This is a genomic window from Maribacter sp. UH1 (assembly GCF_056839145.1).
On sequence record NZ_CM166387.1, the window covers coordinates 119,703 to 140,591 of the forward strand.

The 20,889-nt window shown below is 35.9% G+C and carries 19 protein-coding genes; 12 read left to right on the top strand and 7 right to left on the bottom strand.

The annotated features are described in order from the left end of the window. The first annotated feature begins 22 nt into the window (after nt 1-22). From UH1x_RS00550 to UH1x_RS00585, 8 genes are all read left to right on the top strand, one after another. Nucleotides 23-1,546: a nuclear transport factor 2 family protein gene (locus tag UH1x_RS00550; protein ID WP_482624264.1), complete on the top strand. Its 1,524-nt coding sequence runs from the start codon at nt 23-25 to the stop codon at nt 1,544-1,546. A 4-nt stretch (nt 1,547-1,550) separates the two neighbouring features. Beyond that, nucleotides 1,551-2,717, top strand: coding sequence for an MFS transporter (locus UH1x_RS00555; protein WP_482624266.1), 1,167 nt, complete (start codon nt 1,551-1,553; stop codon nt 2,715-2,717). Between the two features lie 101 nt (nt 2,718-2,818). Then, complete coding sequence (locus UH1x_RS00560; protein ID WP_482624268.1) at nt 2,819-4,150, top strand: M28 family metallopeptidase; 1,332 nt, start codon at nt 2,819-2,821, stop codon at nt 4,148-4,150. 18 nt (nt 4,151-4,168) lie between these two features. After that, nucleotides 4,169-5,776, top strand: a complete 1,608-nt coding sequence (locus tag UH1x_RS00565; RefSeq protein ID WP_482624270.1) for a M1 family metallopeptidase — start codon at nt 4,169-4,171, stop codon at nt 5,774-5,776. 105 nt (nt 5,777-5,881) lie between these two features. Further along, the gene (locus UH1x_RS00570) at nt 5,882-6,997 is read left to right on the top strand and encodes a DUF2914 domain-containing protein (RefSeq protein WP_482624272.1); all 1,116 of its coding nucleotides are present in this window, start codon (nt 5,882-5,884) and stop codon (nt 6,995-6,997) included. Nucleotides 6,998-7,139: 142 nt separating this feature from the next. After that, nucleotides 7,140-7,745, top strand: coding sequence for a YkgJ family cysteine cluster protein (locus tag UH1x_RS00575; RefSeq protein WP_482624274.1), 606 nt, complete (start codon nt 7,140-7,142; stop codon nt 7,743-7,745). Between the two features lie 71 nt (nt 7,746-7,816). After that, on the top strand, nt 7,817-8,452 hold the full coding sequence (locus UH1x_RS00580) for a YqiA/YcfP family alpha/beta fold hydrolase (RefSeq protein WP_482624276.1): 636 nt from the start codon (nt 7,817-7,819) through the stop codon (nt 8,450-8,452). 11 nt (nt 8,453-8,463) lie between these two features. Continuing rightward, nucleotides 8,464-8,931 (top strand): GAF domain-containing protein, encoded by a 468-nt coding sequence (locus UH1x_RS00585; RefSeq protein WP_482624278.1) that lies wholly within the window; start codon nt 8,464-8,466, stop codon nt 8,929-8,931. Between the two features lie 67 nt (nt 8,932-8,998). Here UH1x_RS00585 and UH1x_RS00590 read toward each other — a convergent pair whose 3' ends face one another. Then, nucleotides 8,999-12,019 carry a ThuA domain-containing protein gene (locus UH1x_RS00590; protein WP_482624280.1) on the bottom strand — a complete coding sequence of 1,007 codons (3,021 nt, stop codon included), beginning with the start codon at nt 12,017-12,019 and terminating at the stop codon, nt 8,999-9,001. A gap of 121 nt (nt 12,020-12,140) precedes the next feature. Here UH1x_RS00590 and UH1x_RS00595 point away from each other — a divergent pair, with 121 nt between their 5' ends. The 3 genes from UH1x_RS00595 (at nt 12,141) to UH1x_RS00605 (ending at nt 15,562) form a co-directional block, all read left to right on the top strand. Then, complete coding sequence (locus UH1x_RS00595) at nt 12,141-12,737, top strand: YdeI/OmpD-associated family protein (protein WP_482624282.1); 597 nt, start codon at nt 12,141-12,143, stop codon at nt 12,735-12,737. Nucleotides 12,738-12,879: 142 nt separating this feature from the next. Then, nucleotides 12,880-14,304, top strand: coding sequence for an amidohydrolase family protein (locus tag UH1x_RS00600; RefSeq protein WP_482624284.1), 1,425 nt, complete (start codon nt 12,880-12,882; stop codon nt 14,302-14,304). A gap of 13 nt (nt 14,305-14,317) precedes the next feature. Then, complete coding sequence (locus UH1x_RS00605) at nt 14,318-15,562, top strand: metal-dependent hydrolase family protein (RefSeq protein WP_482624286.1); 1,245 nt, start codon at nt 14,318-14,320, stop codon at nt 15,560-15,562. A 182-nt stretch (nt 15,563-15,744) separates the two neighbouring features. Here UH1x_RS00605 and UH1x_RS00610 read toward each other — a convergent pair whose 3' ends face one another. The 3 genes from UH1x_RS00610 to UH1x_RS00620 form a co-directional block, all read right to left on the bottom strand. Next, nucleotides 15,745-16,812, bottom strand: coding sequence for an OmpA family protein (locus UH1x_RS00610; RefSeq protein ID WP_482624288.1), 1,068 nt, complete (start codon nt 16,810-16,812; stop codon nt 15,745-15,747). 78 nt (nt 16,813-16,890) lie between these two features. Continuing rightward, nucleotides 16,891-17,523, bottom strand: a complete 633-nt coding sequence (locus tag UH1x_RS00615) for a DUF998 domain-containing protein (RefSeq protein WP_482624290.1) — start codon at nt 17,521-17,523, stop codon at nt 16,891-16,893. Between the two features lie 57 nt (nt 17,524-17,580). Beyond that, complete coding sequence (locus UH1x_RS00620; RefSeq protein ID WP_482624292.1) at nt 17,581-18,480, bottom strand: sterol desaturase family protein; 900 nt, start codon at nt 18,478-18,480, stop codon at nt 17,581-17,583. A 193-nt stretch (nt 18,481-18,673) separates the two neighbouring features. On the opposite strand from UH1x_RS00620, the gene UH1x_RS00625 reads away from it, so the two are divergent. After that, a complete protein-coding gene (locus UH1x_RS00625; RefSeq protein WP_482624294.1) occupies nt 18,674-19,150 on the top strand; it encodes a Dps family protein in 477 nt (158 codons plus the stop codon). 63 nt (nt 19,151-19,213) lie between these two features. Here UH1x_RS00625 and UH1x_RS00630 read toward each other — a convergent pair whose 3' ends face one another. The 3 genes from UH1x_RS00630 to UH1x_RS00640 all read right to left on the bottom strand — a co-directional run bounded on the left by UH1x_RS00630 (nt 19,214) and on the right by UH1x_RS00640 (nt 20,870). Then, entirely contained in the window at nt 19,214-19,867 is a 654-nt protein-coding gene (locus tag UH1x_RS00630; RefSeq protein WP_482624296.1) for a DUF7079 family protein, read from the bottom strand. An 18-nt stretch (nt 19,868-19,885) separates the two neighbouring features. Then, nucleotides 19,886-20,302 carry a VOC family protein gene (locus UH1x_RS00635; RefSeq protein ID WP_482624298.1) on the bottom strand — a complete coding sequence of 139 codons (417 nt, stop codon included), beginning with the start codon at nt 20,300-20,302 and terminating at the stop codon, nt 19,886-19,888. An 82-nt stretch (nt 20,303-20,384) separates the two neighbouring features. Beyond that, nucleotides 20,385-20,870, bottom strand: a complete 486-nt coding sequence (locus tag UH1x_RS00640) for a hypothetical protein (protein ID WP_482624300.1) — start codon at nt 20,868-20,870, stop codon at nt 20,385-20,387. Between the last annotated feature and the right edge of the window lie 19 nt (nt 20,871-20,889).

The following is a 20,889-nucleotide window of genomic DNA, read 5'->3' on the forward strand; positions in this document are numbered from 1 at the left end:
GCTATTCATATTCCACAATACAATGAAACAAATTCTCAATTTTGCATTTGTAAGCGTTTTTTTCTGCCTTAACTCTTATGCCCAACAAGGCACTGAAGTTTATCTGACAGATTTAAATTGGTCAAATGATTCTTTAAAAATTGGAACTCCAATAAATATTTCTAACAATGAAGGCTATGATAATCAGCCTTCATTTTTTTCTGATGAAAAAATTCTTTTTGCTTCAACTAGAAATAGTCAAACAGATATTATTCTATATGATATAAACGATAAAAAGACAACTTGGCTTTCCAATACACCCAATGGCAGTGAATATTCTCCTTTAAAAATTCCTGAGAAAGAGGCTATTTCAGCCGTGCGCTTAGATGAAGATGGTTTACAACGTTTATATGAGTATAATATAAAGACAGGTGAATCAAAGGTTTTAATACCAGATTTAAAAGTGGGTTATCATGTTTGGTATACTAAAAATATCATAGTATGTACGGTATTAATTGAAAATCGTATGGATTTGGTAGTGTATAACCTAAAGGAGAACACCTATTATACTGCACAAAAAAATGTAGGTAGGTCATTGCATAAAATCCCTAATACCGAGCTAATTAGTTTTATAGCAAAACGTGGCGAAAATGCCATTGTTGAATCATTAAATCCAAATTCTAAAGAAACAAAGGATATTATTAACATTTTAGGGGATAGCGAAGATATTTCTTGGATGAACGATGGTCGATTGATTAATGCCTATGAATCCATAATTCTGTCTTTTGATCCCAAAGTGGATACAGAATGGAAATTAGCATCCCAAATCAATGATCCAGATGTCAACGGAATCTCTAGATTAGCGATTAGTCCAAAAGGAAATTACCTAAGTTTTGTTTCTAAAGATTCACAAAAAAGAATTGTTGACAAGCAAGTAGAAACGTTTAATGCGCGAGACGTAAAAGCATTTGCCAATTGTTTTTCCAAAAATGTTGTGGTAAAAAACTACCCAAAGGACACTCTGTACGTTGGGCGGGAAATTTTAAAAGAAAAGTATCAAAACTTTTATGACCGTACGCCAAATATTGATGTAAAAGTATCTTCTAGAATTCATTTGGGAAAGACTATTATAGATCAAGAACAGATAACCATTGGCGATAGACAATTTCATCAAGTTGCCATTTATGAGGTTGACGGACTTATAAATAGCATGACTTTCTTAAAAGATACTTCTGTCGATAAAAATCCAGAAGTACCTGTACAACATCAACTTGAAGCTTATAATGCTAAAGACATCAATGCCTTTTTAAGTCCTTACGCTAAAGACGTGAAAGTTTATGGTGCTAACGGCGAACTAAGAACAGAGGGTATTGAAAATATGCGAAATGACTATGAACGCTTTTTTAGTACTACCACAGACCTTCATTGTGAAACTAAGAATAGGATCGTAATCGGTAATATAGTTATTGATGAAGAATTCATAACCATACAAGGGGATTCTTATACTGCAATAGGTATTTATGAAATTGAAAATAATAAAATAGCCAAGGTTACTTTTTTACATTAATCTATTGAAGCAAAAGCTACATATTCTCCCCATCATAATTCTTTCGCAATTTGCCTGCACTTCTACCTGGTTTGCCGGTAATGCGATTATTGAATCACTGACCAAAAAGTTAGATTTTGGTCCTGAAATAATTAGTTATGTCATATCATCGGTTCAATTCGGATTCATAGTAGGTACATTAATTTTTGGCATTCTTATGATTGCGGATCGTTTTTCACCCTCAAGGGTATTTATGATCTGTGCATTTCTTGCCTCTATTTCAAATCTATCCTTAATCTACCCACAATTAAACGTGGGCGGATTGCTATTAGCAAGATTTAGTACAGGATTCTTTTTGGCCGGCATCTATCCCGTAGGTATGAAAATAGCCGCAGATTATTATGAGAAGGGTTTAGGCAAAGCACTGGGTTATTTGGTAGGTGCCTTAGTTCTTGGTACTGCTTTTCCTTTTTTGATTAAAGGAAGTCCATTTGCAAGTCATCCAGATAAAGTAATTATGTTAACCTCTGGTATAACTGCTATTGGCGGATTATTACTCTTCATACTTGTACCTAATGGACCTTACAGAGTTGCAAGCGCAACATTGAAGTTAAATGCAGGACCCAAGCTTTTCCAAAATTTTGAATTTAAGAAAGCTGCATTCGGTTATTTTGGGCATATGTGGGAACTATATGCTTTTTGGGCATTTACACCTATTGCAATTCAATGGTTTGCTATAAAGTCCGGAGGTAATATTTCCGTATCATTATGGTCTGGAATCGTAATAGCGCTCGGCGGATTATCCTGTGCCTATGGTGGCATACTTTCTCAGCGCATAGGTAGTAAGAAAGTGGCTCTTGCAGCCTTAATAGCATCCGGCTTTATATGCTTGATCTCGCCATTGCTATTTTCGCTTCCCATATATTTATTCTTAGTAGGTTGGTGTTTATGGGGTATTGCAGTTACTGCAGACTCACCCCAATTTTCAAATTTAGTGGCATCCGCAGTAGCTCCAGAATTAAAAGGCACTGCTCTTACATTGGTAAATTGCATTGGTTTTGCTATTACGATCATCAGTATACAACTTCTAGGATCACTTCAATCGATCATTCCTATAACTCTTTTATTTATCCCTTTAGCTATTGGACCGGTGTTAGGAGTATACTATTTACTGGCAAAAAAGAATACTTAATGACTACATACTTTGTTTATGATAATTATGGTCAGCCCTATATTTTACTTAAATTTAGAAACCGATTACCTATACTAACATTACTCACCAAAAAACTTGCAATGAAAAAGTTCTTATTACTCACTCTATTAACCTCAGCTTTTACGCTAACAGCGCAAACAGATCAACGTATTTATGATATTATCGATGCCGTTTCTGCTGAGCGTATTGAAAACGATGTTACCAAACTTGCCAATTTTGGAACAAGACATACTTTAAGTGACACTGTCTCAACTACAAGGGGAATTGGAGCTGCTAGACGTTGGATCAAAAGTGAATTCGAAAAAACCTCTACTGAATGTCAAGGTTGCTTAAACGTTTTCTTTCAAAAAGATTTAGTCAAAAAAGGCGCAAACGATCGCATTGTAAAAGATGTGGAAGTAGTGAACGTTCTTGCCATACAAAAGGGAACAAAATACCCTAATCGCTATATTATTATGAGTGGCGATATTGATTCTCGTGTTAGCGACCCTACAAACTATACAGATGATTCGCCTGGTGCCAATGATAACGCCAGCGGTATGGCAGGTACATTAGAAGCTGCTCGTGTTTTGTCTAAATATAAATTTGAAAACAGTATCATTTATATGGGGCTTTCAGGTGAAGAGCAAGGTCTTTTTGGCGGTGGCGGTATTGCCCAATACGCTAAAGACCAAGGCTGGGAGGTTATTGGTATATTCAATAATGATATGATCGGTAACATCAAAGGTGTGGATGGTACCATTAGCAATGTTGACGTTAGAATTTTCTCTGAGCCCGTACCACCTACTGAAACAGAAAAACAACGTAAAGCTAGGCGTTTTTACGGTGGCGAAGTAGATGGTGTATCTAGACAATTGGCACGTTATGTTCATAAAAACGTAAAGCAATACATGCCAGAAATGAATCCAATGATGATCTATCGTTTAGATCGTTTTGGTCGTGGTGGTCACCACAGACCCTTCAACGATGCTGGTTTCCCTGGTATTCGTATTATGGAAGCTCATGAAAACTATACACAACAGCACCAAGATATTCGTGTTGAAGATGGTATTGCTTATGGCGATGTTCTTGAACATGTAAATTTTGAGTATGCCGCAAAATTAACGGCTGTTAATGCTATAAATATGGCATCTATAGCTTGGGCCCCTCCTGCCCCTAAAACCGTTAAAATTGGCGGTATTGTTGAACCTTCAGCTAAATTTCAGTGGAGCAAAGTTGATGGTTCCAAAGGATATAAAATATATTGGAGAGATACGACATCCCCAACATGGGATTATAGCAGGTATGTGGGCGATGTTTCTGAATTTGTTTTGGAAGGCATTGTTATCGATAACTTCTTCTTTGGAGTTTCTGCGGTTAGTGAAGACGGATTTGAGAGTCCGGTCGTTTTTCCTAACGGAATTTTCAGATAAACCAAAACCACGTTACTCATGAAAAAAATTATAGCTACACTAGCTTTAGGCATATGCTCTTTTTCACAGGCACAAACCTTTACCGAACAAGATACCCTTAGAGGCAGTATTACCCCTGAACGTGAATGGTGGGATTTAAATTATTACCATTTGGATATTGACGTGAATCCTGATGATAAATTTATCAGCGGAAGCAATACCATTCGCTATAAAGTATTAGAACCTCATCAAGTCTTACAAGTGGATCTGCAACCGCCTTTAGCTATTGAAAAAGTAACTCAAGATGGTGAAGAATTGGAAGTTGTACATAACATAAATGCTCATTTTATTCAACTTGTAAAACCCCAAAAAGAAGGCGATTACAATGAAGTTGTTGTTACGTATTCCGGTCACCCAAAAGAAGCGGTGAGAGCTCCTTGGGATGGTGGATTTTCTTGGAAAAAAGATTCAAATGGCAAAGACTTTGTAGCAACCTCTTGCCAAGGTCTGGGCGCTAGTGTATGGTGGCCAAACAAAGACCATATGTATGACGAGGTTGATAGTATGTTAATCAGTGTAAAAGCTCCTAAGGGATTAATGAACGTATCTAATGGTCGTCTTAGAAGTGTGGACAAAGAAACCAATACTTACAACTGGTTTGTTTCTAACCCTATTAATAATTATGGTGTTAATGTAAATATTGGCGATTACGTTCATTTTGATGAAATATATCAAGGAGAAAAAGGTGCTCTTGATATGAATTATTATGTTTTAAAGGACTACCTAGAGAAAGCTAAAGAACACTTTAAAGATGCTCCGAAGATGATGAAATCTTTTGAGTATTGGTTTGGTCCGTATCCGTTTTACGAAGATTCTTTCAAACTAGTTGAAGTACCATATTTAGGTATGGAACACCAAAGCTCAGTTACTTATGGCAATCAGTACAAAAAAGGTTATTTGGGTAGAGATTTATCCAATACGGGTTGGGGCCTAAAGTTCGACTTCATTATTATTCATGAAGCCGGTCACGAATGGTTTGCCAATAACATCACCTATAAAGATGCTGCAGACATGTGGGTCCACGAAGGGTTTACCTGTTATTCCGAAAGTTTATTTTTAGACTACCATTACGGTACTGAAGCTGCAAATGCCTATGTACAAGGTATTAGAAACAACATCAGAAATGATAAACCGATTATTGGTATTTATAATGTAAACCATGAAGGCAGTGGCGATATGTATTATAAGGGTTCAAACATGCTGCACACCTTACGCCAAATTGTAAATGATGACAGAAAATGGAGAACCATTTTACGCGGTCTAAATTCAGAGTTTTACCATAAAACCGTAACTACCGATGAAATCGAAAATGTCATCGCCATAGGTATGAAAAGAGATTTAAAACCTTTCTTCGATCAGTATTTACGAACCACAAAAATCCCTGTTTTCGAATACAATGTAAAGGGCAAAAAAATAGCGTATCGCTTTACCAATACCGTTGACAATTTTTCCATACCCTTAAAAGTGTACATCAACGACATCGCAGTTTGGATAGAACCTAGTACGGAATGGAAAACCGAGAAAATAAAAGGCAATTTAACTTCATTACGAGTAGATCCAAATTTCTATGTTGAAACCAAAAATTAGATTACCTTTTGTTTCGTATTGATATTTAGCGTTCATCTTAATTTATATAAGGTCAATTTCTTTTTTTAATTACAGTAGTTTTGCTGCTGTCATTTTTAACGCTACATGAAAAAAGCACTTGCCAGATATAGAAATAGTACCTTCAGAAATTTTATAAGAAGGCACTCAAAATATGCGCCAATTATATTTTTCGTTGGCGGATTTATATTTGACACCCTGACCCTTGGTCGTATTGACCGTACCTATGACTTAACGGTATTATGTCTGCATATGACCTCATTATCGATTACGCTATATCTCTACAATCTTGTGGACGATGGAAAATGGAAAAATACCTTTCTAGAACGATACGAAGAATATTTACCCCTTGCCATTCAATTTTTTTTCGGAGGGTTATCTAGTGCCTATGTCATCTATTTCTCAAGAAGTGTTTCTTTATCCAAAACAGCATCGTTCTTTATCATTCTTGTTTTGCTACTGATTGCAAATGAGTTTTTAAAAAAACGAATTTCAAACAAATACCTTCAAATTGGGGTATACTACTTTATTAGCTTCACGTTTTTCACATTTATGATTCCTGTATTTTTAAAGGAACTGAATACTACAATTTTCTTGATTTCAGGAGCAGTCAGTTTAATTAGTACATTAATTCTTCTCACTATTATCTATGGTAAAAGCCCAAGTACCAGAAAGGAGATTAAACTGGGTAAAATGGTTTTTATCATCTTTGCCATTTACGCTATTATTAACCTATTCTATTTCCTAAAATTGATTCCGCCCGTACCTTTGGCATTAGATAAAGGAATTGTGGCTCATGAAGTCATTCAAAAAAACGGAAACTATGAGGTTACTTATGAGTCTGAGGAATCTTTAATTTTTTGGCGTAAACATAAATTGGATTTTAGTTATTCTCCAGACCAGCGTGTGTATATTTTTTCTTCCATTTTTGCGCCTACGGACTTAAAGAAGTCCATTTTTCATAGATGGAGAAGGTATAATACAAAGACCAAAGAATGGGAAAACGTTGATGATATTGGTTACGATATTACTGGCGGTAGAGATGGTGGCTTTAGAGGATATACTTATAAAACCAATGTTACACCTGGTGAATGGGAAGTTCAAGTGCTTACCGAAGAAGAACAAGTATTAGGTGTTATAGGCTTTGAAATAAAAACTAGAACCGATCAAAATCCTTTGCGACTCAAAACCTCAAAATTTTAGGATTACATACTGTTTACATCATAAATTTTCAGCTCTTTAAACAGAGCTAAATAATTCCGTTTTACCTAAAATCATTAATATTTTTTTTAATTGTTAGGGGTGTGAAAACATAGACTACCTTCGTACAACCTTAATCTCATAAGTGACAATATATCAAAAAGTTCAAGCGGTAGATCGTATTTTCAACCAATTGGATAAGGAGTTAGGCTCCTTTCAGCAATCTACAGGACTTAGCTGTGTAGCCAATTGTGGTCTATGTTGTTTAAAACCGGACATCAATGCTACTGCATTAGAGTTTTTACCACTAGCCTATCACCTATTAATACATGGGGAGACGGAGCGATGGTTAGAAAAACTTCAAAATAATAAAGACAATAAAATATGTCCTGTATTAAACGAAATCATCACACCTGACTCCAAAGGCTATTGTTCTGAATATGCGCATCGCGGACTCATTTGTAGACTGTTTGGTTTTTCTGCTATGTTGCACAAAAACAATAAACCCATATTAGTTACTTGCAAACCTATTAAAGAACAAAAGACCAAAGCTTTTAATAAGGCCAATGCTCATATTGCAGCTAATAAAAATTATCCACTTATTAGTAATTACTATATGCAGTTGCGCTCTATAGATGAATCTTTAGGAGAAGAATTGTTCCCAATAAGAATTGCAATAGAGAAGGCCATCCATGCCGTTTTAGCATATTACGCCTATAGAGAACTACCCAGTAAAGACAATATAGTTTAATGTAGATTACTTAAAAAAGAGATTAAGCGTACCTTTATCAATAGTTTTATAATCGTTACATAAAAGGTTTTTTGAAAATATACGCTATTAGTGGTTTAGGTGCTGACCAAAGAGTTTTTAATCATTTAACTCTAGATTTTGAATTGATCACTATAGATTGGATTACTCCCCACCAAAACGAACATATTAAAGAATATTCTAAAAGGCTTAGTAGTGTTATTGACACCAATGTAGCGTTCTGTTTGATAGGTGTTAGTTTCGGTGGATTAATTGCAACGGAAATAAGTAAAATGCTTCAACCGAAAAAAGTAATTCTTATTTCTTCTGCACAAACAAAAGATGAGTTAAGACCGATTTATAAATGGGTCGGCAAATCTAGAATTTTAAAATTTATTCCTAAGTTTCTATTTAACCCACCAAGGTTTCTTGCTAAATATATCATGGGAGCTAAAAATTCTAAATTGTTTTATGAAATATTGGATGATACGGATTTTAGCTTTGTAAAATGGGCGTTACAAGAATTTACTGCATGGCAAAACACAGCACGATCCTCAAAAGTTCTTAAGATAAACGGTACAAAAGACAAATTGATTCCGCCCAAAGGTACTACCAGAACAAAGCTTATTGAAGGTGGAGAACATTTTATGATTGTAGATAACGCAAATGAAATCAGCGAAATCATTAATTTTGAACTTAGAAATACTTAGCATAAAACCATATGAACAACTCTAAAGAATTCTTAGCTATTGTTAGCGCCGAACTAAAGGAGAATACTCCCAACTGGGACAATCTTCTAAAATTGATTTTAGAGCATTTTAAATGCGCTACCGGTACGTTACATTTTTTAGATAAAGCGTCTTTACTACAGCTTCAATCTCAAGTAGGTATTCCTGAGTTTTTAATTCCTAAACTATCTACTATTCCTATTGGTAAAGGTATGGCGGGTATTGCGGCAGAAAGAAGAAAACCTGTTGAAATGTGTAATCTACAGACTGATGATTCTGGTGTTGCTAGACCATCGGCAAAAGATACCAAAGTAGAAGGATCATTAGCTGCACCGTTAATGTACAATGACAATTTATACGGAACTATTGGTATTGCTAAACCGGTACCTTATGATTTTACCGAAACCGAGATGGACTTACTCATGCAAATTGGTGAATTAATAAGCAAAAAATTAAGCTAACATTCTCACTCTTATAAATAAGAAAAGCCCGCTGATTAGCGGGCTTTTTAATTGGTTAAAATTGTTATTATTTTTCCTTTTTGGCAGGTATGACAACAGATTTAGAACCTGTAAGCGGTATAGTACCTTCGGCACCTGCATCTGTATAGCTAGCCGTAATCACCAACATATTACCCGGTGCAGATGATTCTGCCGTTATAGTACCTTTTGATGGTAATGATTTTTCTTTTTTATCATCTCCATTCAATGAAAGAATATACAATCCGATCTGTCTAGTTTCATCCGTTGTAATATTTGGGTGTGCAGGCATAGTTACTTCTCCCCAAACTCCTGAACCACCTGTTTTCATTTTACCTTGCAAGTATTTCAAGGCATCTTTACGCTCTTTGTACTTTGCTGCAATATCCTTATAATTTGGTCCTATAGAAGCTTCTGCTTCTTTATGACATGTTTTACAATCCATTGCTTGGGTCAGCGCTTTTCCAGTAACGGTGGCAGAGACTTGTTGGTGTCCCATACTCATAGCCACCTTATCCATTCCTTCCAAATAGTCCACACTTACAAATATATTGTCGGCATCAATTTCAGTACCATCTGCATCAGTTACAGAAACATCGTATGCAATTTTCTGACCTGGTAAGTAAAATGCCGGTGCATTATCACCTAAAGAAATAGTAACCTCTGGTCTTGAGTTCCCTGCGACTATACTAGTACTTTCACTAATTGCCTCTTCTCCCTTATCATCTGCAACAGTTACCTTTAACTTATAGACTCCTGCATCTTCATAGTTATAGCTGACTTGTGGCTCTGTAGTTTCTTTGGTCTCGCCGTTACCAAAATCCCATATATATTTTATGGCATCATCTTCACGATCACTTGCTTCTATAGTAGCAGAAATGGTCAACGGAGTTTTTCCCGCTGTTTTGCTAACGGTTACTTCATTGATCAACGGTGGTCTATTACCTCCGTTAAATTCAATATATCCTAAAGAAGAATTTGCATTTTGAGAAAACCAACCGCTACCGTATTCCAACAAATAGATTTTACCCTTAGGACCTACTTCCATATCAATTAAACTATTAACCTTAATCTCAGGAGCAAAAGGTTCCATTTTACTGAAATCCCCATTTTCATCTAAATGAACGGCAAACATCCAACCTCGCATCCAATCATAGATAATTACCTTTCCGTCATAATAACTCGGTAGTTTTTCGTCACCTTGGTACATATCTGAATAGTAGGTAGGTCCTGCCATTGCATTTCTACCTCCTGTAGCTGTTTGCGGGAAATCTTGAGAATCTACGTACGGATAATATACATACGCTGGCATTGCAGGTGGTAATTCTGTTAAACCCGTATTATTACGAGAGTTATTTATAGGCTTTTCAGGATCAAATGCCTCACCTGTTTTACCTGTTTCATAGTCGTATGCATTATATGCAAAATTGTTACCTATAAACAATGGCCAACCAAAGTTACCCGCTTTTTTAGCTTGGTTCATTTCATCATACCCTCTAGGTCCTCTTACACCTAAACTATCGGCTCTAGCATCAGGACCAACATCTCCCCAGTACAGATATCCTCTTTTCATATCTATAGATATTCTATACGGATTTCTGTGACCCATGGTATAGATTTCTGGTCTCGTTTTATCTGTTCCTACCGGAAATAAATTTCCTTCTGGAATATCGTACGTACCATCCTCTTTCACATTAATTCTTAAGATCTTTCCACGTAAATCATTGGTGTTTCCTGAAGAACGACGAGCATCATACTGCTCATGACCTGGAATATCATTTAAAGGCGCAAATCCGTTATTTACATACTTCACTCCTTTTTCATTAAATGGTGTTGAATTATCCCCTGTAGAAAGATATAACAAACCATCTGGACCAAAGGCTATTGAACCTCCCGTATGACAGCAAATTTCTCTCTGACTGTCTACATCCATTATTACTTGTTCAGACGCTTCATCAAACTTTCCATTCTCAAATTTAAATCTTGACAAACGATTAATCCACTTATCACCTGTTGGGGAATAGTATAAGTAGATCCAATGGTTATTCGCATAATCCGGATCTTTTTGCAATCCCATTAATCCTTCTTCTGCATTAACACCTGGCGTATTTAAAGTTTTGCTATAGACATCTAATTTTAATACTTCACTTAGCTCTTTTGTTTCATCATTGTATAGTATTACTTCTCCCCTACGCTGAGCCACAAGTACATCTCCGTTAGGTAAAACCGTCATTTCAGTAGGTTCAAAAAACTGACCTTCGCTCAAAGTTACTTTTGCAAAACGATCTGCATCCGGTGGTATTTGAGAGGTCACTTTAGAATAGTCTAATTCCAAATTTTCACCTATGGCATATTCGATTCCGCCTAAAAGATGCTTTAAAAACAAATCTTCAGAAAAGCTGGCATCGGCATGACCGCCACCTGTGTAGAATGCACGACCACCATCAAAATCATGGTACCAAGCAATGGGATGAAAATCTCCATTTTGCCCACCCTCATAAGAAGACTCGTCTAAAGTCATTAATACATTTACATCTGGATTGATGTTTTTGTAGTTATACAATTCATCTGTTCTTGTCCACACAGAGTCGGTAAAAAACTGTGTAGCTTTAAAGTTCTTGTCTTTAATAATGAAATCAGCCGTTGGCATTCCCTTTGGGTGGCTCAAAAATTGTGCTCCTGCCAAATCATTATACCAACCCCAATCATATTCGGTATCTGCCGCGGCATGTACACCTACATAACCACCACCAGCTTGTATGTAGCGCTCAAAAGCTGCTTCTTGGTATTGATCTAAAACATTACCTGTTGTACTTAAAAAGATTACCGCAGCATATTTTTTTAGATTATCATCTGTAAATAGAGCTGCATTTTTAGTGGTGTCTACTGCAAATCCTTTTTCTGTTCCCAGCTTTTGAATGGCTGCAACACCAGCAGGTATGGATTTGTGTTCAAATCCCATAGTTTTTGAGAATATCAATACCTTGGGTTTTCCTTCTCTTTTATTGCCACCGCAAGAGACAATAATAAGCGCAAAGCCTAAAAGCAGCGCATTGAAGATTTTTTTCATACGTTAGTTGTTGTTAAGTTGAGTAAAATATTGCTAAAAATAGGGCGAGTTACTTTATTTACCAATACTTTATTTTAATCATTGTACTTTTATGATACATTATTAACCATATGGTACTATTATGCTAAAAATACCGGAGCTGTATTTTAAAAATGACATTGAATTTAAGGATTGGTTGCACAATAACCATACGGAATATACAGGTGTTCATCTCATTTTTTACTCCGTTGCCCATGAAAAAGAAAGTATGCGTTGGGAAGAAGCTGTACGGGTTGCATTATGTTATGGCTGGATCGATAGTACGGTTAAAAGTTTAGGCGATGGCAAAAGACGGCAATATTTCTGTCCTAGAAAACCTAAAAGTGTATGGAGCAAGGTAAACAAAGATCATATTAAAGAATTGAAATCTAGCGGACTAATGCACGCAGCAGGACTAGCATCAATAAACGTTGCCAAAACCAACGGTTCTTGGTCTTCTTTAGATGATGTTGAGAACGGTGTTATTCCCCAAGAGCTACAAATGGCATTTGATAAAAACCCTAAAGCTTTTACCAACTTCAACAACTTTACACGAAGCCAACGTAAAAGCTACCTCTATTGGTTAAACCAAGCAAAGCGCGAAGAAACAAGAAACAAAAGAATTGAGGGAATCATTCAACACGCCACTGAAAATATTAAATACCGAGATGGTGGCGGTTGGCAATCTGCTAAAAAATAAAAATTATAGGTCTTTTACTATTACATTATAAAAAGACCATACGTTCATTATCAATGCAATAATTCAATTTGGATAATAAGACATAATCCAAAATTTACCACATATTCTTTTTACCTTCCCTTTACTAAACTACCATACTACTATGAGATTATTGAATGTGATGAAAGTGCTTGCTTTCTCATTACTAATAGCATTTACCAGTTGTAAAGAGAAGCAAACCGTAACATATGATATTGTAATAAAAAATGGTAATCTTATAGACCTGGAAGATGGTTCTATATCTATTTCCAATATTCTGATTAATGACAACAGAATAACCAAAATCAGTACTGATACTAATTTAACTAATATTGTGGCAAAGACTACTATTGATGCTACAGGTAAATTTATAGTACCAGGCTTTTGGGATAATCACACTCATTTTAGAGGTGGAGATTCTTTAATCAATGCAAATAAGAACTTCTTAAAGCTCTTTATGGCAAATGGCATTACAACAGTTCGTGATGCTGGTGGTGATCTTACCTCATCGGTTTTAGAGTGGCGAAAGGCTATTGCGAACAATGAATTAGTAGGACCCACCATTTTTACATCGGGACCAAAAATTGATGGACCAGGAGGTACTTGGGCTGGCTCGTTAGAAGTAGATACTGATGAAACTATTACTAAAGCTTTAGATTCTTTGCAATCTATACCTTCTGATTTCGTAAAGATTTATGATAGTCGTATTTCTGGTGAAGATTACTTAAAGGTGATACAAGAAGCCGAAAAACGAAATTTAATTACATCGGGACACATGCCCTTTACAGTGGAGCTTGACGCTACTATTGATGCAGGTATTGATGCTGTTGAACATTTATATTACATTATGAAAGGGTGTTCTAACAATGAGAAAGAAATCACCCAAAAACTGATAGCTAAAGAAATAGGGTTTTGGGATGCCATGCCCCTACTCCAATCTTCATTTTCTGACTCGACCGCTTTAAAAACATTCGAGCATTTAAAATCGAATGACGTATTTGCGGTACCTACACTACATATTGGCGGAGTGCTTAGCTATTTAGATGAAGTTAATCATACGAATGATGCCTATTTAAAGTATATGAGCGACGGTATTCGGCAAACCTATAAAGGTAGAATTGACCGTGTAAAAAATGCAACAGATAAACAAGTTGCCGATAGAAAAGCTTTGGACCAATTCTTTGGTAAACTTGCTTATAAACTGAATGAAAACGGAGTATCTCTTTTGGCAGGTTCCGATAGTGGTGCTTACAATAGTTACACCTACCCTGGTATTTCATTACATAAAGAAATGGAAGCTATGGTAGCTACAGGAATTTCTCCACTAGATGCGCTTAAATCTTCTGCATATAATGGTGCTACGTTTTTAAAGCAAGATGCTGATTATGGAACTATTTCTGAAGGTAAAATTGCTGATATTGTTTTACTCAATAGGAATCCTTTAGAAGATATTAAAAGCACCAAAGACATCTTTATGGTTCTTTCCAATGGAAATCAACATACAAAAACCGACTTAGATAATTTATTGACCTCTGCAATTGCCAACTAAATTCAACTCAATTATGAAATCATTTTTATTTGTTTTTATTTTCTCTTCATATGCTTGTTTTGCTCAAACACTCTTAAAACCAGACCACATATTCGATGGTACCGAAATGCACAATGATTGGGTGGTTTTAGTGGAAGGAAATCAAATTTCGTATGCAGGTAGTGCTAACGGAATAACCCTGCCGAACAACACCAGAGAAATAAATTTGACCGGCAGTACTTTAATGCCTGGAATTATTGAAGGTCACTCCCATGTTTTATTACACCCATACAACGAAACCGATTGGAATGATCAGGTTCTAAAAGAATCGCCTGTTGAACGTGCAGTTAGAGGTACTGTTCATGTAAAGAATTCTTTAATGGCCGGTGTAACCACCATGCGAGATTTGGGTGCGGAAGGTTCCGGTTATACTGATGTTTATTTGAAGAAAACTATTGACAAGGGAATTATAGACGGACCACGTTTATTGGTTGCCGGACCTGCAATTGTAGCTACAGGAGCATACGGCCCAAAAGGATTTCATGACGGAGTAACTGTGCCCTTAGGTGCTGAAGCTGCAAGTGGCGTTGATCAGTGTATTGAAACCGTTCGTAGACAAATGGGTAACGGTGCCGATTTAATAAAAATATATGCCGATTATCGTTGGACTCCTGGTGCCGATTCTAAAGCGACATTTTTACAGGAAGAAATTAATGCTATGGTTGCGACCGCTACTACAGCAGGTAAATATGTAGTTGCACATGCCGGTACACCTGAAGGTATGAAAAGAGCTATTCTTGGTGGCGTGGAAACCATTGAACACGGTGACGGAGGAACTATGGAGATTTTTAAAATGATGAAAGAAAAAGGAATTGGCTTGTGCCCTACTCTAGCCGCAGGCGATGCCATAACACAGTATAGAGGATGGAACAAAGCGACCGACCCAGAGCCTGAGCGTATTCAACAGAAACGCAAGTCTTTTAAAATGGCGCTGGATTCTGGTGTACAAATTGTATTTGGTGGTGATGTAGGTGTTTTTACGCACGGAGAAAATTATCGTGAAATGGAATTGATGGTAGATTACGGAATGAAGCCTTTAGCGGTCTTAAAATCTGCTACCTCTGGTAATGCCAGTATGTTTCATTTAGACCAATTAGGAAGCCTTAAAGAAGGGTTTTTAGCTGATATTATTGCCGTAAAAGGGAATCCGGTAGAGGATATCTCTTCTGTGAAAAATGTATCTTTTGTAATGAAAGATGGGGTAGTTTATTTGGATTAGTTGTTGGTTGTTGGTTGTTGGTTGTTGGTTGTTGGTTGTTGGTTGTTGGTTGTTGGTTGTTGGTTGTTGGTTGTTGGTTGTTGGTTGTTGGTTGTCACTTCGCTTTCGCTCAGTGACCTTTAAATTTCATATCTTCTACAGATTACTTTGTACTTATTACTTTATATTTTAATCAGTGCCCATTACATCTTTACTAATTCTACACGTCTATTTTTAGCCTTGTTTTCATCACTATCATTTACGACCATTGGTTTTTCTGACCCAAAACCTTCTGCTTTTAATCGTGAAATATCAATTCCTTTACCCGCTAAAGCATACATTACCGTATTTGCTCTTTGTTTGGATAACTCCTTATTTCTTTCATCTGTTCCCGTGTTATCCGTATGTCCTTCTATAGATAATTTTAAATCTGGGTTGGTATCTAGTAGAATAAATATATTATCTATAATTTCTAGAGCATCTGGTTTTAAAGATGCCTTGTCCGTATCAAAATTTATATTTAAAATAGCTTTACCATTTGTATCTATATCCTCTTTCATTTCAGATGCCGTAGGTGCTTTAATTGTTTGCACAAAGTCTTCTAATTCAACAACTCCTACCTCTGCCCCATAATTGTTAGACCAAACCTGAAACATTATTTTACCGCTTTTGTGATTTAATGCGTAATGCCTAATTGGATCACTATTATAGGCACGACCAACAATATAATCGCTCTGTGCCATTGGGTTAATTTTATCAAGTGCATACATTTTTTTTCTAGGTACACTTCCTTTAAATATCAATTCTGCACCTATACTTTCCAAATAACCATCTACACTCTTATCAAATATTAATTTGTTAAAAGCTTTTCCTTTTTCTGCCATTCCATAAAGCATTTTAGCCATTTTTCCTTCGGCATTATAAAACGCATCGCCAGTATACATCATTAACTTACCAAATTCAGAAAACTTGGTCATTCCGTCTTTTGCCGGCTTTCCTTGTTTTGTTTTTACAAAGAAACCTTTAGGTGGTGACATGTAAGGAAACTCACCAATATGAACAGACGATACAGGTATTACAGTCCAATCAAAATTATCAGTAAATAATTCGTCCTTTGGCTTATCAGTATTTGGTTCTTTAGCTTCTTGTTTTTTTTCAACATCTTCTGTTGTAGGTGCTAATACCTCCTCAGTTTTTTCATCAACTTTTTTATCAGGTTTACACGAAATGGAAAATGTAATTAAGGCAAGTAATAAGGCTAACTTTTTCATACTCAAATATTATTAATGGTATTCAAAAGTAAAAATTTTAATATGGATGGTACCAATACGTAAGAAATAAACCTAATACTACAATTTAACCTCAGCACCGACTCCAATTCTCAAGGCACTACAAACCATAAATACAATAAAAGAGGTTTCTATTATCCGTTGTAAAATTCCTCTGTAACCTGAATTGGGGTCAGAAAATAGAGAGAATATAAAAATGCCACTTATTATTCCCGTGATCATTGCTATTTGAGATAAACGCTCGTAGTTCTCAAATTTCTTTAACCCTAATCCTATGCCAATTAAACAAATTGGAAAAAAGATATAAGTCAATGAAGCAACTGCATTATGTATAAGTTGTGCAAGACTAGAGTTGATGACATCTGTTGGGCACCCGGCATCACACGGAAATATTCCTACCAAAATAGTTCCTAGTCCGTAGAATAATGCTAACCCGAAAAAACCGGCTACGATGAGTTTTGAACTTGGTAGTTTTCTGGGGGCACTAAAACAGAAAATGGTAATGAGAATTCCGCTAGGTATATATCCGAAGTACTGCAAGTATCGTCCGTACTCAGTGTTTATTGCAAAAGATTCACTTATGTACTGACTTACTACACTGTAATCTTCTATTAATAATGGACCAACGATGGCGGCTATCGCAAATAAACTTCCTCCTAAAATTCCTATAAATGCTACTAGTTTATTGGTCATTCTACTGGTGGTTGGTTTTTTATATGACGCTCAAAAGACCTTTATGTTACATAAAAATTATACTTCTGCCTTATTATGCTCTTCCCACTCCCTTCTCAAATCTGTAGAAAGCATACTGGTGCCATCATGTTTCCAGCCTGGTGGTTTTGTCAAATACTTAAAGCGGTTTACAATGGAGGTTTTAGAAGTGAAAAAATCTCCCAGCATCTTGTACCACTCTCCAAAAGCTATTTTTATAGGATTGTAGGTATCGATATTTGTAACCAAACCGTAAACCGGTTTTTCCACCTCTGGTTCAAAAGTGCCAAATAACCTGTCCCATATAATGAAAATTCCTGCATGGTTTCTATCTAAGTATTGCGGATTGGTAGCATGGTGCACCCTATGGTGACTTGGCGTATTGAAAACAGCTTCGAACCACTTGGGCATTTTAGTAATGAACTCCGTATGGATCCAATATTGATAGATAAGACTGACGGACATCTGCACCAAAACCATCACCGGATGAAAGCCAATGAGAATTAATGGCGTCCAAAAAATGAAGGTGTAAAATCCTCCAGACCACGATTGCCGTAATGCGGTGCTTAAATTGTAATTTTTTGAGGAATGATGCACAACGTGACTCGCCCAAAAAAAACGACTAACATGACTAGTTCTATGAAACCAATAATAACATAAGTCTTCTGCAAAAAGAAGTATTAACCAAGACCACCACGCAAAAGGGATTTCAAATAGATGCCAAAAATTATACAACAAGTAGAAAAACCCCAATGCAATACCTTTGGTAATTAAACCTATAGCAACATTACCCAAGCCCATTACAATAGATGTACCGGCATCTTTAAACTCGTAGTCATGTAATTTTATTTTTACCGATAGTATAACTTCCAAGATAACGGTCACCGTAAAAAACGGAATGGCATAGTGTATTAAATTAGGGATTTCAGGAATTTGCATGCTTATATAATGTCATATTAACCTCCCTAATTTACGAATCTAATCTGTGAACTACAATTACTTTAAAAGGCAACAATTATCATTCATAAAATTCAATAATAGTATAAGCAAAACATATAGCTTATGTAACTTTTGTTACCCATAAACATTGACTTTGTGCGTAATTTTACACTATAATTAAAACAACAGAATTATGGAAACTTTAAATAAAAACGTGGGATTAGGTCAAGATTATAAAATAGAAATCAGTGATAAACTAAATGTTCTTTTAGCTAATTATCAAATTCATTATATGAACTTGAGAGGTATGCACTGGAATGTAAAAGGGAGCAATTTTTTTCTATTACATGAGAAGTTTGAAGAGTTATACACTGAAGCTACGGAAACCGTTGATGAGATTGCAGAACGTATTTTAACTTTAGACCAACAGCCTTTGCATACGTTTGAAGATTATTTGGACAACAAAACCATTAGAATTATCAAAGAAGTGTCTGATGGCGCTACCGGTATTTCTTTACTTATAGATAACTTGAACGAGTTATTAATTCAGGAAAGAGAAATTTTAGAATTCTCTTCTGATAACAATGATGAAGGTACTGCAACTTTAGTTAGTGATTTAATATCCGGACAAGAAAAATTAATCTGGATGCTTAAATCTACATTAGAATAAGCTACATTTTTAGTTATACAAAAGGGCAAAAATCTATCAAGATTTTTGCCCTTTTGTATTGTATTAAACTTGGCTAGAATTAGTACCGCTGCCTGTTCGCATTTCTATTTCCAAAGCTCTTTTGTAGAACTCACGGAATTGCTCTTTACTATATTTTGCCCGCATAGCAGATAGTACATCAGATAGACCAAGGCTGCACCAATCCCACAGCATGGTGTCAAAATTATAGGCGTACATTTGATTTTTCACCTCGGCTCTTATAGTATCTACTTCATTTGCCGTGAATCCGTTTTCTAGAAGTCGTTCTAAAGCTCGTTGCTCATTTTCTTTGGTAAATTCTGTATCTAGATAAGGCTCTAGAATCCAATCCCAATTCCAATTTTGTGGTATAAGTCTAATATTGTTACTATCTGCAAACTGTTTTAGTTTTTCTTTGAGTTCTGACGAAATAAATATGATATCGTTTTTTACATGCACTTTGCAAACTGTAAAATCAACCGACATGCAATCTATATCCTTAGCAGAAATTATAGCTGTTGGGTAGGCTATGGATGGTTCAAATGGATATTTAGTAATTACAATTTCACTTTCCCGTATTTCAGATTTCCCAATACCACATAGTAGTTTTTTAGCATTGAAAAACTCTAAAGACCTATTAGAATTCAATGAAGATTCTTTCCCCTTAAAATTAAATATGTCTTTTAGAAATTTCCACATAGCAACGAAATGCCAATTCTATTGTTGCTGCTGTTGTTGCTGCATTTCTACTGGTTCTAACAGATCCCACAGGTTGCCATAAAGGTCTTCAAAAACCGCTACCATACCATAAGGCATTTTTTCTGGAGAACGTACAAACTTAATTTTACGCTCCATCATCTTGTAGTAATCTCTCCAAAAGTCATCAGTATACAAAAACAAGAATACGCGACCACCTGTTTGATTTCCAACACTTGCCAGCTGTTTTTCATCATCTGCCTTTGACAGTACCAAAGAACATTCTCTTGATCCTTGTGGTGCCACAATAACCCAACGTTTACCATCGCCCAAGTCAGTATCTTCTACAAGTAAAAAATCAAGTTTATTGGTATAAAAATCAATGGCTTTATCGTAGTCATCTACTACTAGTGCTATACGTGCTATGGATTGTTTCAATATTATTTTTGTTTTAGTTGAATGTTTTAATCCGTAATCATATTGGTGTTAAAGCCATTCAAATGGTTATTATATTATTGTTTTATAATTCTGATGTCATTTTACCAAGATTTATCATCTCAGCCTTTACAAATATGATGTCTCGTACATATTCCATTTTACCCCATAAGTAGGTGTTTCCCTTAAGACCTTTGGTCATCCGCATTCTTCTGTTCAGTCGTTTTGTTTCTTTTTCGGTCGCTAATCTTCTTTCGCCAAGTTCTCCGTATAATTTTACACCCGGATAGTCTGAAAACTTTTCTTTGAACAATGCACCAAGCCAAAAGAACCGACTACTATTGACCCCAAGTAGACATACATTTTTATTCGTTTTTGCGTGTAATGGTAATTTCTTAGGGAACTTTTCAAAATAAAACCCTGTTTGGTTATCGTTTAAAAACAAGGACCCGATGGGAGTAACCGTAGGGTTATTCTCTGCGTCTACAGATGCAACAGAAATATGAAAATTAGAACTGAAACATTTATTGAAATGCGTTCGTATCTTTTTCCAGTCTTGAGTGATGTCCATTCTTAAATTATTTAAGTTG

Bases quoted from the DNA above. Each gene is read 5' to 3' on its own strand.
- UH1x_RS00570 (WP_482624272.1), top strand. From the start codon at position 5,882: ATGAAAAAAGCACTTGCCAGATATAGAAATAGTACCTTCAGAAATTTT.
- UH1x_RS00595 (WP_482624282.1), top strand. From the start codon at position 12,141: ATGCTAAAAATACCGGAGCTGTATTTTAAAAATGACATTGAATTTAAG.
- UH1x_RS00550 (WP_482624264.1), top strand. From the start codon at position 23: ATGAAACAAATTCTCAATTTTGCATTTGTAAGCGTTTTTTTCTGCCTT.
- UH1x_RS00590 (WP_482624280.1), bottom strand. From the start codon at position 12,019: ATGAAAAAAATCTTCAATGCGCTGCTTTTAGGCTTTGCGCTTATTATT.
- UH1x_RS00620 (WP_482624292.1), bottom strand. From the start codon at position 18,480: ATGCAAATTCCTGAAATCCCTAATTTAATACACTATGCCATTCCGTTT.
- UH1x_RS00625 (WP_482624294.1), top strand. From the start codon at position 18,674: ATGGAAACTTTAAATAAAAACGTGGGATTAGGTCAAGATTATAAAATA.
- UH1x_RS00605 (WP_482624286.1), top strand. From the start codon at position 14,318: ATGAAATCATTTTTATTTGTTTTTATTTTCTCTTCATATGCTTGTTTT.
- UH1x_RS00640 (WP_482624300.1), bottom strand. From the start codon at position 20,870: ATGGACATCACTCAAGACTGGAAAAAGATACGAACGCATTTCAATAAA.
- UH1x_RS00615 (WP_482624290.1), bottom strand. From the start codon at position 17,523: ATGACCAATAAACTAGTAGCATTTATAGGAATTTTAGGAGGAAGTTTA.
- UH1x_RS00585 (WP_482624278.1), top strand. From the start codon at position 8,464: ATGAACAACTCTAAAGAATTCTTAGCTATTGTTAGCGCCGAACTAAAG.
- UH1x_RS00565 (WP_482624270.1), top strand. From the start codon at position 4,169: ATGAAAAAAATTATAGCTACACTAGCTTTAGGCATATGCTCTTTTTCA.
- UH1x_RS00610 (WP_482624288.1), bottom strand. From the start codon at position 16,812: ATGAAAAAGTTAGCCTTATTACTTGCCTTAATTACATTTTCCATTTCG.
- UH1x_RS00560 (WP_482624268.1), top strand. From the start codon at position 2,819: ATGAAAAAGTTCTTATTACTCACTCTATTAACCTCAGCTTTTACGCTA.
- UH1x_RS00600 (WP_482624284.1), top strand. From the start codon at position 12,880: ATGAGATTATTGAATGTGATGAAAGTGCTTGCTTTCTCATTACTAATA.
- UH1x_RS00630 (WP_482624296.1), bottom strand. From the start codon at position 19,867: ATGTGGAAATTTCTAAAAGACATATTTAATTTTAAGGGGAAAGAATCT.